Source organism: Microbacterium sp. 10L49 (assembly GCF_056395125.1).
The window spans coordinates 326,608-342,244 of sequence record NZ_JBFTIW010000001.1 but is presented as its reverse complement, the minus strand read 5'-3'; the positions used below and the strand labels follow the sequence as shown (position 1 = coordinate 342,244).

The 15,637-nt window shown below is 69.2% G+C and carries 15 protein-coding genes; 3 read left to right on the top strand and 12 right to left on the bottom strand.

Annotation, left to right across the window (positions count from 1 at the left end; genetic code table 11):
* Positions 1-6: 6 nt before the first annotated feature.
* From AC1DCT_RS01590 to AC1DCT_RS01540, 11 genes are all read right to left on the bottom strand, one after another.
* A complete protein-coding gene (locus AC1DCT_RS01590; protein ID WP_440731635.1) occupies positions 7-1,008 on the bottom strand; it encodes a proline racemase family protein in 1,002 nt (333 codons plus the stop codon).
* A gap of 55 nt (positions 1,009-1,063) precedes the next feature.
* Positions 1,064-1,996, bottom strand: coding sequence for a dihydrodipicolinate synthase family protein (locus tag AC1DCT_RS01585; protein WP_477427133.1), 933 nt, complete (start codon positions 1,994-1,996; stop codon positions 1,064-1,066).
* Between the two features lie 173 nt (positions 1,997-2,169).
* On the bottom strand, positions 2,170-3,528 hold the full coding sequence (locus AC1DCT_RS01580) for an FAD-dependent oxidoreductase (RefSeq protein ID WP_477427131.1): 1,359 nt from the start codon (positions 3,526-3,528) through the stop codon (positions 2,170-2,172).
* Entirely contained in the window at positions 3,525-3,770 is a 246-nt protein-coding gene (locus AC1DCT_RS01575; RefSeq protein ID WP_477427130.1) for a (2Fe-2S)-binding protein, read from the bottom strand. Before AC1DCT_RS01575 ends, AC1DCT_RS01580 begins: the two co-directional genes overlap by 4 nt.
* Entirely contained in the window at positions 3,767-4,987 is a 1,221-nt protein-coding gene (locus AC1DCT_RS01570) for an NAD(P)/FAD-dependent oxidoreductase (RefSeq protein ID WP_477427128.1), read from the bottom strand. Before AC1DCT_RS01570 ends, AC1DCT_RS01575 begins: the two co-directional genes overlap by 4 nt.
* A gap of 2 nt (positions 4,988-4,989) precedes the next feature.
* The gene (locus AC1DCT_RS01565) at positions 4,990-5,700 is read right to left on the bottom strand and encodes an ABC transporter ATP-binding protein (RefSeq protein WP_440731630.1); all 711 of its coding nucleotides are present in this window, start codon (positions 5,698-5,700) and stop codon (positions 4,990-4,992) included.
* A complete protein-coding gene (locus tag AC1DCT_RS01560) occupies positions 5,697-6,617 on the bottom strand; it encodes an ABC transporter ATP-binding protein (protein ID WP_477427126.1) in 921 nt (306 codons plus the stop codon). Before AC1DCT_RS01560 ends, AC1DCT_RS01565 begins: the two co-directional genes overlap by 4 nt.
* A complete protein-coding gene (locus AC1DCT_RS01555) occupies positions 6,614-7,807 on the bottom strand; it encodes a branched-chain amino acid ABC transporter permease (protein ID WP_477427124.1) in 1,194 nt (397 codons plus the stop codon). The genes AC1DCT_RS01560 and AC1DCT_RS01555 overlap by 4 nt, the downstream gene beginning before the upstream one ends.
* Position 7,808: 1 nt before the next feature.
* On the bottom strand, positions 7,809-8,696 hold the full coding sequence (locus AC1DCT_RS01550; protein ID WP_440732423.1) for a branched-chain amino acid ABC transporter permease: 888 nt from the start codon (positions 8,694-8,696) through the stop codon (positions 7,809-7,811).
* Positions 8,697-8,769: 73 nt separating this feature from the next.
* The gene (locus tag AC1DCT_RS01545; protein ID WP_440731627.1) at positions 8,770-9,957 is read right to left on the bottom strand and encodes a branched-chain amino acid ABC transporter substrate-binding protein; all 1,188 of its coding nucleotides are present in this window, start codon (positions 9,955-9,957) and stop codon (positions 8,770-8,772) included.
* Positions 9,958-10,048: 91 nt separating this feature from the next.
* Positions 10,049-10,711 carry a GntR family transcriptional regulator gene (locus tag AC1DCT_RS01540; protein ID WP_441975803.1) on the bottom strand — a complete coding sequence of 221 codons (663 nt, stop codon included), beginning with the start codon at positions 10,709-10,711 and terminating at the stop codon, positions 10,049-10,051.
* Between the two features lie 92 nt (positions 10,712-10,803).
* Here AC1DCT_RS01540 and AC1DCT_RS01535 point away from each other — a divergent pair, with 92 nt between their 5' ends.
* Positions 10,804-11,943 (top strand): glutamate--cysteine ligase, encoded by a 1,140-nt coding sequence (locus AC1DCT_RS01535; RefSeq protein ID WP_440731625.1) that lies wholly within the window; start codon positions 10,804-10,806, stop codon positions 11,941-11,943.
* A gap of 49 nt (positions 11,944-11,992) precedes the next feature.
* On the opposite strand, the gene AC1DCT_RS01530 is transcribed toward AC1DCT_RS01535, so the two are convergent.
* A complete protein-coding gene (locus AC1DCT_RS01530) occupies positions 11,993-12,955 on the bottom strand; it encodes a sugar-binding transcriptional regulator (RefSeq protein WP_440731624.1) in 963 nt (320 codons plus the stop codon).
* A gap of 108 nt (positions 12,956-13,063) precedes the next feature.
* Between AC1DCT_RS01530 and AC1DCT_RS01525 the strand changes: the two genes are divergently transcribed.
* The gene (locus AC1DCT_RS01525) at positions 13,064-14,773 is read left to right on the top strand and encodes a glycerol-3-phosphate dehydrogenase/oxidase (protein WP_477427122.1); all 1,710 of its coding nucleotides are present in this window, start codon (positions 13,064-13,066) and stop codon (positions 14,771-14,773) included.
* Positions 14,774-14,859: 86 nt separating this feature from the next.
* A complete protein-coding gene (locus AC1DCT_RS01520; protein ID WP_440731622.1) occupies positions 14,860-15,615 on the top strand; it encodes an MIP/aquaporin family protein in 756 nt (251 codons plus the stop codon).
* The last annotated feature ends 22 nt before the right edge of the window (positions 15,616-15,637 follow it).

The window sequence follows — 15,637 nt, the reverse complement described above, 5'->3', positions numbered from 1 at the left end:
CTCCTCCTAGAAGACGAAGCCCTCGGGGAACGGGTCGTCCCCGTCGAGGATGTACTGGCCGAGCCCGGTCACCCAGGCTCGGCCGGTGATCGTGGGGATCACGGCGGGCCTGTCGCCCACGCTCGTCTCGCCGACCAGCCGGCCGACGAACTCCGTGCCGATGAACGACTCGTTCACGAACGGCGTGTCCAGTGCGAGCTCACCGCGAGCGTGCAGCTCGGCCATGCGGGCGCTCGTCCCGGTGCCGCAGGGCGACCGGTCGAACCAGCCGGGGTGGATGGCCATGGCGTGACGCGAGCGGACAGCGTCGGATCCTGGCGCGATGAATTCCACGTGGTGCACGTGGTTCGCCCCCTCCAGCAGCGGGTGCACCGGTGGGGCCTGCGTGTTGATCGCGTCCATGATCTGCAGGCCGGCGCGGACGATGTCGCCCTGCCGAGCGCGATCGAACGGCAGCCCGACCTCGTCGAGGTCGACGAGTGCGTAGTAGTTGCCGCCGAACGCGACCGAGTAGGTGATCTCGCCGGTCCCGGGCACCTGGATCCTCTCGTCGAGACGGTCCACGAAGCTGGGCACGTTCTCGATCGTGACGTTCACGGCGCGTCCGTCCTCGACCGAGACACGCGCGATCACGAGCCCCGCCGGAACGTCCAGCCGGATCTCGGTGACCGGCTCCGTGACCTCGACCATGCCGGTCTCCACCAGCACGGTGGCCACTCCGATCGTGCCGTGCCCGCACATCGGCAGGAATCCGGATGCCTCGATGAACACCACGCCCCAGTCGGCGTCGTCGCGCGCCGGCGGCTGCAGGAGCGCGCCCGACATCGAGGCGTGCCCGCGCGGCTCGTTCATGAGGAAGCCGCGCAGCCCGTCGAGGTGCTCCATCGCGTACAGGCGGCGGTCGTTCATCGTCGCGCCGGGGATCCGGCCCACACCGCCCGTGACGACGCGGGTCGGCATGCCCTCCGTGTGCGAGTCGACGGCCTGCAGCACCCGGCGCGCGCGCATCAGCGGACTCCGGCGGGCCGGGCGTGCAGACGCCGGAGCACGGACGGCGTGCGCATCAGGCGACGACCGCCGAGCGCGCGGCGAGGGCAGCCAGGGCGCGCTCGGTATCGGCGGTGACCTGTGCGCGCTGCTCGGCGCTCAGCGGGCCGCGCGGCGGACGGGTGGGGCCGCCGTAGGAATTGCCGCAGATGTCCATGGAGAGTTTGATCGCCTGCACGAACTCGGTGCGCGAGTCCCAGCGGAACACGGCGACGAGCTGCTCGTACAGGGCCTTGGCCTCGTGCCATTTGCCGTCGGCGCAGAGGTTGTAGAGCTCGACCGCCTCGCGCGGGAACGCGTTCGGGTAGCCGGCGAACCAGCCGACGGCGCCGTTCACCATGAGCTCGAAGAGCACATCGTCGGCCCCCGCGATGATGTCGATGTCGCAGAGCTCCTTGATCTCGTAGACGCGGCGCACATCGCCGGAGAACTCCTTGATGGCCACGACCTCTGGGATCTGGACGAGCTTCGCCACGAGCGCCGGCACCAGGTCGACCTTGGTGTCGAAGGGGTTGTTGTAGGCCATGATCGGCAGACCGGCCTTCGCGACCTCCTCGTAGTGCGCGATGACCTCGCCCTCGTTGGCGCGGTAGATGGTCGGCGGCAGCAGCAGCACGCCGTCCGCACCGTCCTCGCGAGCCAGCTCGGCCCACTTCCGCGCCTGGTGGCTGCCCACGCCGTGCACGCCGGCGATGACGATGCCACGGCCGTCCACGGCCTCGACAGCGACCTGGATGACCTTGCGGCGCTCCTCGTCGGTGAGCGAGGAGTACTCGCCGAGCGAGCCGTTCGGACCGACACCGCGGCAGCCGTTGGACATCAGGAAGTCGACGTGCTCGCCGAACTTGTCGTAGTCGACGGCGAGGCCTGCGGGCGCCGAGGAGTCCTCGGTGAACGCGAGGGTCGTCGCGACGACGACGCCGCCGAGGTCCATGGTCTGCTCAGTCATTGCGATGTCCATTCTCTCCTGTGCCCGGCCGCCGTGGCCGGGTTCTCGTGGGTGGTCCGTGTGCTGCTCGTCGGCTGGTCGCTGACCACTCCGAAATGCGTCGCGACGTCTTCGTCGCGGTAGTATGTAACATATCACCCACTACAACGAGTGAACAAGATCCTCCATGTGGGTCAGTCCGCGAGGTCCGAGCGGGTCGCGGCGAGCTCGCCGATCCGCACCGAGGACAGCACAGGACGGCGGTCGTAGCCGACCAGCGCGCCCACGATGTCCTCGACACTGCGGCCGCAGGTGCGCCCCTGGCATGCGCCGAGACCCGCACGCGTGGCGAGACGCATCCCCCGCGACGAGACGTCGGCATACTCGTCGAGCGTCCGCCGGCGCACCGATTCGCAGCGGCACACGATGGTCTCCGCGTCCAGCCAGGCGGTCCAGCCGGATCCGATCCGATGCGTCTGAAGCCGGGCGGCGAAGGCGCGCATGCGACGGCGCTCGGCCAGCGGCGCCCGGTATCGGATGTCCACCGGGGCGACCCCGGCCGCGGCGAGACCTGCCACCGCCCCCTCGGCGAGCGCCGCGTCGGCCCCGCCGATGCCGGTGATCTCCCCCGCGGCGTAGACGTCTTCGACGCTCGTGTCCTGCTGGGACCCGACGCGCACGAATCGGTCGGATCCGATCTCGCATCCTGCCTGGATCGCCGCCTCGAGCCGGGGGGTGAAGCCGTGGCCGAGCGCGACGGAATCGCATTCGATCGTGCGCTCGCTGCCCGGGATCGGGCGCCAGTCCCGGTCGATGCGCTGCACGGTCGCCGCTTCCACGGCTGTGCCGCCGTGGATGCGCGTGACCGCCGCGCCGAAGCGGTACGGCGTGCGGTGCGCCGCGAGCGAGCCGAGATACGAGGCGAGCTCCCCGGACTTGGCGGTCGCGGCGGCGAGCTCCCACGGGCGCCGCCCCCAGCCTCGCGCGACGGCCGTGATGCTCGCCGCCTCCACGACCTCGGCCACCTCCCCTCCGACGCGGCCGATGCTCTGCGCGACGGGGAGCAGGAACGGGCCCGCCCCGCCGAGGACCGTGCGCGTGCCGAGCCGCACCCCGTCGCGCTTCGCGAGCGCCTGTGCGGCGCCGGCCGAGGTCACGCCGGGAAGGGTCCAGCCGGGCACCGGCAGCACGCGGTCGTGCGCACCGGTGGCGATCACCAGGGCGTCGGCCAGGACCGTCTCACCGCGGCGCTGGGCGGCGTCCGCGGGTCCGATGAGCGCGTGCACGCGCAGCGGAGCCCCCGGTTCGATGCGCCACACCGAGGCGGAGGAGAGCACGCGCGCGCCCTCGAGCCGCTCCCTCAGCGACCCGAACCGCTCGGTCTGGTGCTGCAGGTGCGGATCCGTGATCTCGGTGTGGTGCCGCCAGAACTGCCCGCCGATGCGCTCCCCCTCGTCCAGGACCGTGACCACGGCACCTGCCTCGACCGCGGCCGCAGCCGCGGCCAGCCCCGCAGGCCCGGCGCCGATGACCACCACGCGTCGCGCGTTCATGCCCGCCCCTCCCGTTCCACGACGTCGCCCTCGCACGCCGCGCGCTGACAGGCGCGGACGCCCTCCACGCCGTTGACCGTGACGATGCAGTCCTGGCAGATGCCCATGCCGCAGAAGATGCCCCGCGGCTCGCCCGCCGCCGTGCGCCATGTGCGCCGGCCGGCGCCCAGCAGCACACCGGCGATGGTCTGCCCGTCCCGCCCTTGCACGGCGGCGCCGTCCACGATGATCTGCACGCTCACGCGGCGGCCTCCTTTCCTGGTGCGCCCGTACTGCCTCTCTCGACGCCGCCCTGGCCCCGCCCGTCGGAGCCCTGCAGGCTCGCCCGCGAGGGCAGGAACGGCGTAGGATCCAACGGCGCGGGAGTACCCAGCACGGCGTGCGCGATGAGTGCGCCCGTGGTCGGCGCGAGTCCGATGCCCGCCCCCTCGTGCCCCGCCGCATGGAAGAGTCCGGCGATGGTGGCGTCGGCGCCGATCGCGGGCAGATGGTCCGGCGCGTACGGGCGGAAACCGTAGTAGGTGCGCAGCAGCATGGTGTCGCGCAGGAAGGGGAACAGCCGCGTCGCCTTGGCGGCGATCTCGGACAGCGGCGCGAGCAGGCCGTCGCCCGAGAAACCGACGCGCTCCCGGCTGGATCCGATCAGCACGGTGCCGGACGGCGTGGACTCGACCACGGTCGAGGTCTGCAACGCGGCGTCGCCGGATCCGACTGCACTCACGTAGTCGGCGTCGTAGACCTTGTGGAACACCCGCTGCGGCATCGCCGCCGTGACGAGGATCGTGCCGCGGCGCGGCCGGATGTCCAGCACGCTGCCGAACAGCGCCGCCGTCTCTCCCGCCCAGGGGCCGGCGCAGTCGACCACGGCGTCGGCCTCGACCAGCCCGCCTGCCGTTCGCACCCCCGTCGCACGTCCCGCCACGACGACGCCCGCGACGACCTCTTCCACGATCAGCCGCGCGCCGAGGTGCACCGCACGGGCGAGCATCGCCTGCGTGGCGAGGCTCGGCTGCACCTGCGCATCGTCGGGGTAGTGCACGCCGAGAGCGATCTCCGGGCTCAGGTGCGGCTCGGTGGCGCGCACGGCCGCCTCCTCGAGCGCTTCGGCGCGGATGCCGATGCCGTGCTGCGAGACCGCGAAGGACCTCAGCGCGTCGGCGCCCCCGGGGAAGGCGACGACGATGCCGCCCTTCGCCTCGAACTCGGTCGCGGGCTGACCGGGAACGCGATCCGCGTCCAGGCGCTCGGCCAGGGCGCGCCAGGCGCGGTTCGCCTCGATCGCGAGACCGGCCTCCGGTCCCGGTTCCTTGTCGGAGACGAGGATGTTCCCCTCGCACCGGCTCGAGGTCTCCCCCGCGACACCGCTGCGATCGATGACGATCACTTCGGCGCCCGCTTCGGTCAAGGCGAGTGCGCATGCCGCGCCGATCGCCCCGGCGCCGATCACGACGACCCTCATCCTCAGCCGCCGAGGTACGCGTCGACCACGCGCGCGTCGGCGGCCAGCTCCGCGGCCGAGCCGGAGAGCGTCGCCCTGCCGGTCTCCACCACGTAGGCGCGGTCCGCGATCCGCAGCGCAGCGCGCGCGTTCTGCTCGACGAGCAGCACGGTCGTGCCGTGCGCATTCACCGCCTGGATCGTCTCCATGACCTGCTTCACGACGAGCGGTGCGAGCCCCATGGATGGCTCGTCCAGCAGCAGCAGCTTCGGACCTCCGATGATCGCGCGCCCGATCGCCACCATCTGCTGCTCGCCGCCCGAGAGCGTGCCGCCCTGCTGCTTGCGGCGCTCAGCCAGTCTCGGCATGAGCGCGTACACCTGATCGACGCGCTGGGCGATCAGCTTCTGGTCCCGCACGGTGTAGCCGCCGAGCAGAAGGTTCTCGTGCACCGTCATCGTGGAGAAGATCCGCCGTCCTTCCGGCACGTGCACGAGTCCCGCGGCCACGATGTCCCACGGCTTCGCGGTGGCGAGGTCCATGTCGCCCCAGCGCACTGTGCCGCTCTTGGGCCGTACGAGCCCGGAGAGCATGTTCATCGTGGTCGACTTGCCGGCGCCGTTGTTGCCGAGCAGGCAGACGATCTCGCCCTCGTGCACGTCGAAGCTGAGCTCTCGCAGCGCGTGGACGCGGCCGTAGTAGACGTCTGCCGCCTGGACTGTGAGCGAGCTCATGAGCGCTTCCCCTTCTTCGTCGTGCCGTCGCCTTCGAGCCGGGACAGGTCCACCGTGCCGGTCTGCAGCTTCGTGGCGTCCAGCGGCTCGTCCTCGACACCGAGGTACGCCTCGATCACGATCGGGTCGTGCTTGATCTGCTCCGGCGTTCCGACGGCGATCTCCTTGCCGTAGTTGAGCACAACGATGCGCTCAGCGAGCTCCATGATCAGCCCCATGTCATGCTCGATCAGCACCACCGCGACGCCGAGGTCCCGGATGCGCCGGATGAGCTGCATGAGCGCCTGCTTCTCACTGAAGTTCAGACCCGCCGCCGGCTCGTCCAGCAGCAGCAGCTTCGGACTCGTGGCCAGCGCCCGTGCGATCTCCACGCGGCGCTGCTCGCCGTACGGCAGCTGCGTCACGTAGAGGTTCTCGTCGTCCGTGAAGCCGACGAAGTCCAGCCAGCCGCGCGCCGCCTCGGCACAGGCGAGCTCGGCACGGCGGTAACCGGGAGTGTGCAGGAAGGTCGCCCAGAAGCCCTCGCGCAGGTTCGCGTGCATGGCGGTCTTGACGTTGTCCAGCACGCTGAGCTCGCGGAACAGCCGCAGGTTCTGGAACGTGCGCGCCATCCCCCACTTCGTCACCCGCGACGGCAGCACCCGGTAGAGGCCGAAGCTCTGCAGCAGGTCCACCAGGCGCAGCTTCCGCAAGAAACCCGGTGCCTGGCGCACGATGTCGTTGCCGTCGAATACGACGGATCCGGACGTGGGCAGATAGAACCCCGAGATGCAGTTGAACGCGCTCGTCTTCCCCGCTCCGTTCGGCCCGATGACGGCGAGGATCTCGCCCTCCTGCACGGAGAAGCTCAATCCGTCGACGGCCTTCACGCCGCCGAACTGCAGTCGCAGGTCCGAGACCTCCAGCAGCGCGCTCATCGCGTCTCACCCTCTTCCGCCGTCGCGTCCTCCGCCTCGACCGGCGTCTCATCCTCGTCGACCGGCACCGGCGACAGGAAGCCCTGGGTGGGCGGCGGCACGGGTCTCCGCTTCTTCAGCCACGGCAGGATCGCCGTGGAGGGCCAGAGCCCCGCCGGGCGGAACAGCATCACCACGACGAGCAGCAGGCCGAAGATGAGGAAGCGCCATTCCGAGAAGTCGCGCAGCAATTCCGGGGCGAGCGAGACGAACAGCGCACCGATGATCACACCGGGGGTGGAACCCATGCCGCCCAGGACGACCGCCATCAGGATCAGCGCCGAGTAGAGGAACTGGAAGCTGTTCGGGCTGATCGCGCTGAGGTGCGTCGCCATGAGCTGCCCCGCCACACCGGCCCACACCGCGCCGATGATGTAGGCGGAGATCTTCGCGAGGTAGGTGTTGATCCCCATCGCCTCGGCGGCGTCCTCATCGTCGCGGACCGCCTTCCAGGCGCGCCCCATCTTGCCCTTGGCGAGCCGGCCCGCGCCGATCACGCCGACGAGCACGACGATCGCCGCGACGAAGTAGTAGAAGAGCACCCGCTGCGGGAAGACGAGTCCGCCGATCGTGAGGCCGTCGGCGAAGCTCCAGCCGCCGAAGCTCCACGTCGGGATGCCGTGGATGCCGGAAGGGCCGCCGGTGATCTTCAGATTGTTGGCCGTGATCCGGATGATCTCGCCGAAGCCGAGTGTGACGATGGCGAGGTAGTCGCTGCGCAGACGCAGCGTCGGTGCGCCGATGATGACGCCGGCCACCATGCAGCACAGGATCGTCGCCGGAAGAGCCATCCACATGGGAAGCCCGACCACGGTGGTGAGGATGCCCGAGACGTAGGCGCCGACTGCGAAGAAGGCGATGTAGCCCAGGTCCAGCAGACCCGCGTAGCCGACGACGACGTTGAGCCCCATGCAGAGCATCACGTAGATCAGCGCGCTGGTCGCGATCGACATCGTGTACCGCGAGGCATCGATGAACGGGAGCACGGCGAGGAGCACGATGCACACCCCGCCGAGGGCGCGCAGGAAGCCCTGCTGCGAGGAGAGCACGCCGCGGGGCGCAGACGGACGGTCGAACAGCGGCGAGGGCGCGCGCAGCTTCGCGTCGCGCAGCGCCGAGGTCACGGAGCCTGGGGTTGCGGTGCCGGACATGTCACATCCTCTCGACGACGCGGGCGCCGAGCAGCCCCGTCGGTTTGAAGGTGAGGAAAAGGATGAGGAACGCGAACGAGAACACGTCGCGCCATTCGCCGCCGAACCATGCGGATCCGAACGACTCCAGCAGGCCCAGCAGGAGTCCGCCGAGCATCGCGCCGTAGAGGTTGCCGATGCCGCCGATGACCGCCGCGGTGAACGCCTTCAGACCGATGATGAATCCCATCAGGAAGTCGATCGAGCCGTAGTAGGCGCCGGCCATCACGCCGGCGGCTCCGGCGAGGGCGGATCCGATGAAGAACACGGTCGCGATCACGCGGTTCACGTTGATGCCCATGAGCTGCGCGCCCTGCGGGTCCAGCGCGATCGCGCGCATCGCCCTGCCCTGACGGGTGCGCTCGACGATGTGCGCGAGCACGAGCATCAGGCCCGCGGCGATGATGACCAGCACGATCTGCGCCGGGGTGATCCGCATGCCGAGGAAGTCGAAGCCGGCGGACTCCAGCCGCACCGGGAACGCCTCGGGGTTCGGCCCGAAGATCTGCCGCACGGCGTACTCCAGGGTGAACGAGACGCCGATCGCGGTGATCAGCACGGCGAGCCGTGGGCTCTTGCGCAGCGGACGATAGGCGATCCGCTCGATGCCGACTCCGATGAGGCCGGTGGTCACCATGGACAGCAGCAGGATCACCAGCAGCAGCGGGATCGAGCTCTCATTCGAGATCCCGAAGGCCGAGAGCGTCGCGAAGCCGGCGAACGCGCCGAGCATGTAGATGTCACCGTGCGCGAAGTTGAGCAGCTTGATGATCCCGTAGACCATGCTGTATCCGAGCGCGACGAGGGCGTAGAACGAGCCGACGATGAGGCCGTTCCAGATGAGTTGCATCACGAGGATGTCCTTTCCGGGGTGAGCGAAGGCCGTACGGGGGCGATCCGCGAAGATCGCCCCCGCGGTCGGCTCAGCCCTGGAGGTCGTCCTTGAGGACGAACTGGCCGGAGGACGGATCGATCGAGACGATCACGAAGCCGCCGCCCGACCGGGTGTGGTCGGGCATGAACGTGAGCGGACCTGCGAGCGTCTTGAAGTCCTTGAGTCCCTCGAGCGCCTTGACCACACCGTCGAACTTCGTGCCCTTGGCCGTCTTCATCGCCTCGGCGACCACCTTGACCGCGTCGTAGGACTGGGTCGAGTACGGACCGGGGTCGGCTCCTGCGAGCTTCTTGTAGTCGGCGATCCACTTCTCGGCGCCCTTGAGCATGTCGGGCGTCTGGGTGAAGGTGCCGAGCACGTTCTCGGTGTAACCCTTGCCCGCGATCTCGGCAAACTTCGCGTCCACCGATCCGTCGCCGACGAGGAAGGACCCGCTGAAGCCGGCGTCCTTGGACTGACGGGCGATCAGACCGCCCTCCTGGTAGTACCCGGTCCAGTACACGAGGTCGGGCTTGGCGCCGGAGAGCTGGGTCGCCACGGCGGAGTAGTCGTTCTCACCGGGCGTGATCACCGCATTGAAGTCGACCGTGAGGCCCGCGTCCTTCGCCTGCTGCGCGAACGAATCGGCGAGATCCTTCGAGTAGGCGGTCGCATCGTTGATCGCCGCGACGGTCTTCGCTCCAGACTTCTGCGCGTACTTCACCGCCGACGCGGCCTGCTGGGTGCCCGTGCCGTTGATGAGGAACACGCCGGGGAGCTTCTGCTTCACGAGCTCGTTGGAGTTCGCCGCCGGGATCACCGTCGGGATCTTCGCCTCGTTGAAGATCGGCAGGGTCGGCAGCGTGGCGCCCGAGCAGTACCCGCCGACCGAGGCGACGACGCCGTCGGTGACGAGCTTGTTCGCGGCGGCGACCGCGGTGGTCGCATCGCACGCGTCGTCCTGCACCTCGAGCTGCAGCTTGCGCCCGTCGATGCCGCCGTCCGCGTTGATCTCGTCGATGGCGAGCTGCGCGCCGTTCTTCATGTAGTTGCCGAACGCCGACTCGCTGCCCGAGAACGGCGCGAGCATGCCGAGCTTGATCGGTCCGGATCCGCCTCCGGATCCGCTGTCGCCGCCGCTCGCGAGACCTCCGGAGCAGCCGGCGGTGGCGAGCAGAGCGCCCGCTGCGACGACGACGGAAAGTGCGCGCAGGGCGCGTGTGGTTCGGGTGTGCATGTGAGGACCTCCTGGATGCGACATTGCATTCGTGGTGAATACCATGTGACACATTACTCATACGGAAGGCTCAGCGGAAGGGGGTCCTGGCTCAGTTCTCCTCGCGCCCGCTCCACACACCGCCGACGTGGCCCAGGTGCCGGCGCATGAGCGCCTCCGCACCGTCGCCGTCTCCGGCGACGAGCAGATCGACGAGCTCCGCGTGCTCTCGCGCGGTGGGCATGAGGGTGTCGGAGTCGGCCAATCGCACGAGCCCCACAAGGCGGGTCTGCTGACGGAGTTCACGCACGGTGTCGACGAGTTTCTGGTTTCCCGTGACCGCGAGGATGCGCAGGTGGAAGGTCGTGTCGGCCTCGAGGTACTCCTCGAAGCGGCGTTCCTGTCCCGCCGCCACGATGCGCTCCGCGAGCTCGCGGAGCTCCTTCTCGAGCGCCTCGTCGATCGCCCCGGCGACGCGCCGCATCGGCGGTGCCTCCAGCAGCAGACGCACGTCGGTGAGCTGGTTCAGCTCGTCGGCGGAGACTTCGGTGACTTGGAAGCCGCGGTTGCGGATGGGCCGGAGGAAGCCGCGCCGCGCGAGATTCAGCATCGCCTCGCGCACGGGGGTGGCACTCACCCCGAAATCGCCGGCCAGGGTGGGCACCGTCAGCACCTCTCCTGGGGGCGTCTCCCCCGACACGATCCGCGCCCCGATCATGCGCTCCACCTGCTCGCGCAGACTCTCCGCAGGAACGAGAATGGAGCCGGCACTCATGCGCGGCACCCGTCGCAAAACGTCATACGGCACATGCTAGCGCCGTGCATGCCATCATTGGCCGACGACCTCCTGCACCGAATCGAGGCCCCATGCCGATCGAGTTCGCCACCTCGCCGCGTTCCACGGTCGGACTGGAGTGGGAGCTCATGCTCGCCGATCCGGCCACCGGTGATCTGGTCGGGCGTGCTCCCGAGCTGCTGCGCGATCTGGAGGGGGCGAGCGCGGACGAGCGGCACACCGTCACCGGCGAGCTGCTGACCAACACGATCGAGGTCACGAGCGGCATCGGATCCACCGTCTCCGCCGCCGTGGCCGACATCGCCGCCGCGATCGCGGCCGTCCGCGCCGCGACAGATCCGGCCGGCATCGAACTGCTCTCCGCAGGCAGCCACCCCTTCGCGCAGTGGTACGACCAACAGGTCACCGACAAGACACGCTATCACTCGCTCATCGAGAAGACGCAGTGGTGGGGCCGCAACATGATGATCTGGGGCATCCATGTGCACGTCGGGGTCGAAGACCGCGACAAGGTGCTGCCGATCATCGGCGCACTCACCTCGTATCTGCCGCATCTGCAGGCGCTCGCCGCCTCGAGCCCGTTCTGGGCCGGAGAGCGCACCGGCTATGCCTCGAACCGCGCCCTCGTGTTCCAGCAGCTGCCGACGGCGGGCCTGCCCTGGCCGCTCCCGGACTGGGCGGCCTACGAGGGCTACCTCGACGACATGGTGCGCACCGGGGTGATGTCCGATGCCACCGAGGTGCGCTGGGACATCCGCCCCGCACCGCGCTGGGGCACGATCGAGGTGCGCGCCTGCGACGGCATGTCGACCCTGCACGAGCTCGCCGCGGTCGCCGCCCTCACCCAGGTGCTGGTGGAGTCGTTCTCCCGTGATCTCGACGAGGGACGGACGCTGACTCCGCTCGCGCCGTGGTTCCACCGCGAGAACAAGTGGCGTGCGGCCCGCTACGGACTCGATGCCGAGCTCATCGTGTCGGCCGACGGTGCGCAGCGCTCGGTGCGGGAGCATCTGACCGAGGAGCTGGAACGGCTCGCGCCGGTGGCGGCGGATCTGCAGTGCTCGGCGCAGTTCGGCGGGGTCGCCGACATCCTGCACGGCGGCGCGAGCTATGAGCGCCAGGTCGCCGTGGCCGACGCGACCGGCGGCGATCTGCACGAGGTCGTCGAGCACCTCATCCGCGAGTTCCGCTCGGGCCCCGAGACGCTCTGAGCGGGACGAGCCCGGGTTCTCCGACGGCGATGCCGCGGCTCTCGAAAGGTCAGCCCTCCACGAGCTGGCGCGCGAGCCCCTCATCGAGCACCACGTCGGTGACCAGCCGCGCCCCGATCGCCGCCTGCAGCGACGGCAGCTTCTGCGCCCCCGCCACGACGCAGAATCGCCGCGCGACGCGGCGCAGTCGGTCCAGACCGGGCCCGGTCGCACGGGCGTTCACCGCGATGTCCTTCCAGGTGCCGTCGGCACGGAAGAACACCGTCGCCACGTCGCCGATCGCTCGATCCTCGCGCAGGCTCCGATAGTCGTCCCGGCCCAGATAGCCACCCACATAGACCCGGCTGGGCACTTCGGCGCTCGGCGAACCCACGCTGAACACGGCGAGGTCCATTTTCGCCTGCAGATCCAGCACCCGCAGCGTGCTGCGTTCGCGCCACATCGCCTCCCGTGTGCGGGGGTCGTCGAAGAAGGCGGGCACGGGGAACTGCTGCACCTGAGCGCCGAAGGCGGAACCGAAGCGCTGCAGGATCTCGCTCGAGTACTCCACGCCGCTGGTCAGCGTGTTCCCGGCGCCGTTCAGCTGGACGATGGTCGTGCCGCGGGTCTCCTTCTGCCCGAGGTCGCGGCTGACCGCGCTGATCGTCGAACCCCAGGCGAGCCCGACCACCATGTTCGAGTCGATGATCTGCGTGAGCAGGCGGCCCGCGGTCAGCGCCACGCGTTCGAGACGCTCCACCTCGGTCACGCTCTCCGGCATCGGCACGACGTGCGCGGTCACGTGCAGACGGTCGTGCAGCTGCTGCTCGAGCTCCCCCGCATGTTCGAGGGGAGAGTTGATGCGGATGTCGACGAGCCCCACTTCACGTGCATAGCTCAGCAGGCGGGACACCGAGGAACGGGAGGTCCCGAGTTCGTCGGCGATGACATCCATCGTCTTGTCCTGGAGGTAGTAGAGCCGGGCTGCGGTGAGGGCCGCGACCGCCTTCGACTGGCGCTTCCGTTCAACCATTTCGAGCCCTTCGCGTATCGATTCGACCGATTCTTGCACATTCGTGCACGGCGCTTGACCATACGGGCGGCTGGGGGAATGCTGTGAGAAATCCGGAAGGAGACGAAGATGACCGACCACGTCCACAATGCCGCAGAACGCCCCGAGGTGACTCGCGTCCGCGAAGCGGGCCGCACCACCGTGCTGGTGATCGGCGGCGGGATCAACGGGATCTCCACCTTCCGCGACCTCGCTCTGCAGGGAGTCGACGTGGTCCTCGTCGAGCGCGGCGACTTCGCCTCGGGAGCGTCCTCCGCCTCGAGCCATATGATCCACGGCGGCATCCGCTACCTCGAGAACGGCGAGTTCCGCCTCGTCAAGGAGTCGGTCACCGAACGCAACGGCCTTCTCAAGATCGCCCCGCACTACGTCAAGCCGCTCGAGACGACGATCCCGATCTACTCGACCTTCTCGGGGATCCTGTCCGCGCCGCTGCGGTTCCTCACGCACAAGTCCGGAAAGCCGCAGGAGCGCGGCGCCTTCCTCATCAAGATGGGCCTGACCATCTACGACACCTTCTCGCGCGACGGCGGCATGGTCCCGCGGCACAAGTTCCTCGGCCGCAAGAAGTCGCTCGCCGAGCTCCCCTCGATGGATCCGAAGATCAAGTACACCGCGACCTACTACGACGCCTCCATGCACGACCCCGAGCGCCTCGCGCTGGACGTGCTGCAGGACGGTCGTGCGGCGCACCCCGGTGCAGTGGCGCTGAACTATGTCGAGGCCATCGGACACGAAGGGGACGCGGTGCTCGTGCGCGACCGCGAGAGCGGGACCGAGTTCCCGATCGCCGCGGACGTCGTCGTGAACACCTCGGGCCCGTGGACCGACCTCACGAACGAGGCCATGGGCGAGCTGACCCGCTTCATGGGCGGCACCAAGGGGTCGCACATCGTTCTGGACAACCCCGAGCTGCACGCCGCGACCCGGGGCCGTGAGATCTTCTTCGAGCACTCCGACGGCCGCATCGTGCTGATCTACCCCCTCAAGGGCAAGGTGATGGTCGGCACCACCGACATCGACGCCGACCCCCGCGAGGTGCCGCTGTGCACCGAGGAGGAGATCGACTACTTCTTCGACCTCGTGCACCACGTCTTCCCGACGATCGACGTGAACCGCGATCAGATCGTGTATCGCTTCAGTGGGATCCGCCCCCTTCCCCGCCATGAGGACACCGCCCCCGGATTCGTCTCCCGCGACTACCGCGTGGAGGTCGACGACAGCCGCGCCGTCCCGCATCTCAGCCTGGTCGGCGGCAAGTGGACCACGTTCCGCGCCCTCGGCGAGTCGCTCTCCGACCGGATCCTGGAGCTGCTGGGTCGCACGCGCGTCGTGTCGACCCTGGGTCGGGCGATCGGTGGCGGCAAGGACTACCCGCAGGACGACGCGGCGCGCGTCGCCTGGATCGCGAAGAACCTGCCCGGCGCCGGCGAGCGCGCCGAGCAGCTGCTGAAGCGCTATGGCACCCGCGCCGCCGAGGTGTGGACATTCGTCGAGCAGGGCCCGGACGCCCCGCTTGCCGGTGGGCAGCTCTCGACGCGCGAACTCGAATGGATGGTGCAGAACGAGCTGATCGTGCGCCTCGAGGATGTCATCCTGCGCCGCACCAGCCTGGCGTTCACCGGCGACGTCACCGAGGAGATCCTCGAAGAGGTCGCCGAGGCGCTCGCGCCGCTGCAGGGCTGGGACCGCGCACGCGCTGCCCACGAGATCGAACTGACCCGGGAACTGCTGAACACCCGGCACGGACTGTCCCTCGTCGCCCGCACGCGCGGGTAACGGGGTTCCGCCGCCGCCCTCCTCGGCGTCTACTCGAACACCGCATCGGCAGAGGGGCCGATGCTCTGCGAAAGGTCAATGGAGACATGCCTGAAGTGAATATGGGGCTCTATTTCCTGTCCGAACTCGTCGGAACGGCGATGCTGATCCTCCTCGGATGCGGTGTCGTCGCCAACGTCGCCCTGGCGAAGAACAAGGGTCTGGGCGGCGGCTTCCTGATGGTGAACTGGGGATGGGGCCTGGCGGTCTTCGCCGGCGTGCTCGTCTCCGCCTACTCCGGAGCCATCCTGAATCCGGCCGTCGGCATCGGACTTCTGGTCGCGAACAAGATCTCGTTCGCTCAGTTCGCCGTCGCCGCGGGCGCGGAACTGCTCGGTGCGATCATCGGTGCCGTGCTGTGCTGGCTGGCGTACAAGCAGCACTTCGATGAGGAGCCCGACCCGGCGAACAAGCTCGGCGTCTTCTCGACGGGCCCTGCGATCCGCTCCTACGGCTGGAATCTCGTCACCGAGATCATCGGCACGTTCGTCCTGGTGTTCGTGATCTTCGCGTTCGCCGACTACGGCGACGTCAAGGTCGGCACGCCGGGAGGCCTCGGCCCGCTGACGGCGCTGCCCGTCGCCCTGCTCGTCGTCTCGATCGGCGCTTCGCTCGGTGGCCCGACCGGCTACGCGATCAACCCGGCCCGTGACCTCGGCCCGCGCATCGCTCACGCGATCCTGCCGATCAAGGGCAAGGGCTCGAGCGACTGGGCGTACTCGTGGGTTCCGGTGGTCGGCCCGCTCATCGGCGGTACCATCGCCGCTCTCCTCGCTCCGGTGCTCCTGCACCTCGCGAAGTAACCCGAACCGCTATTCAAAGGAG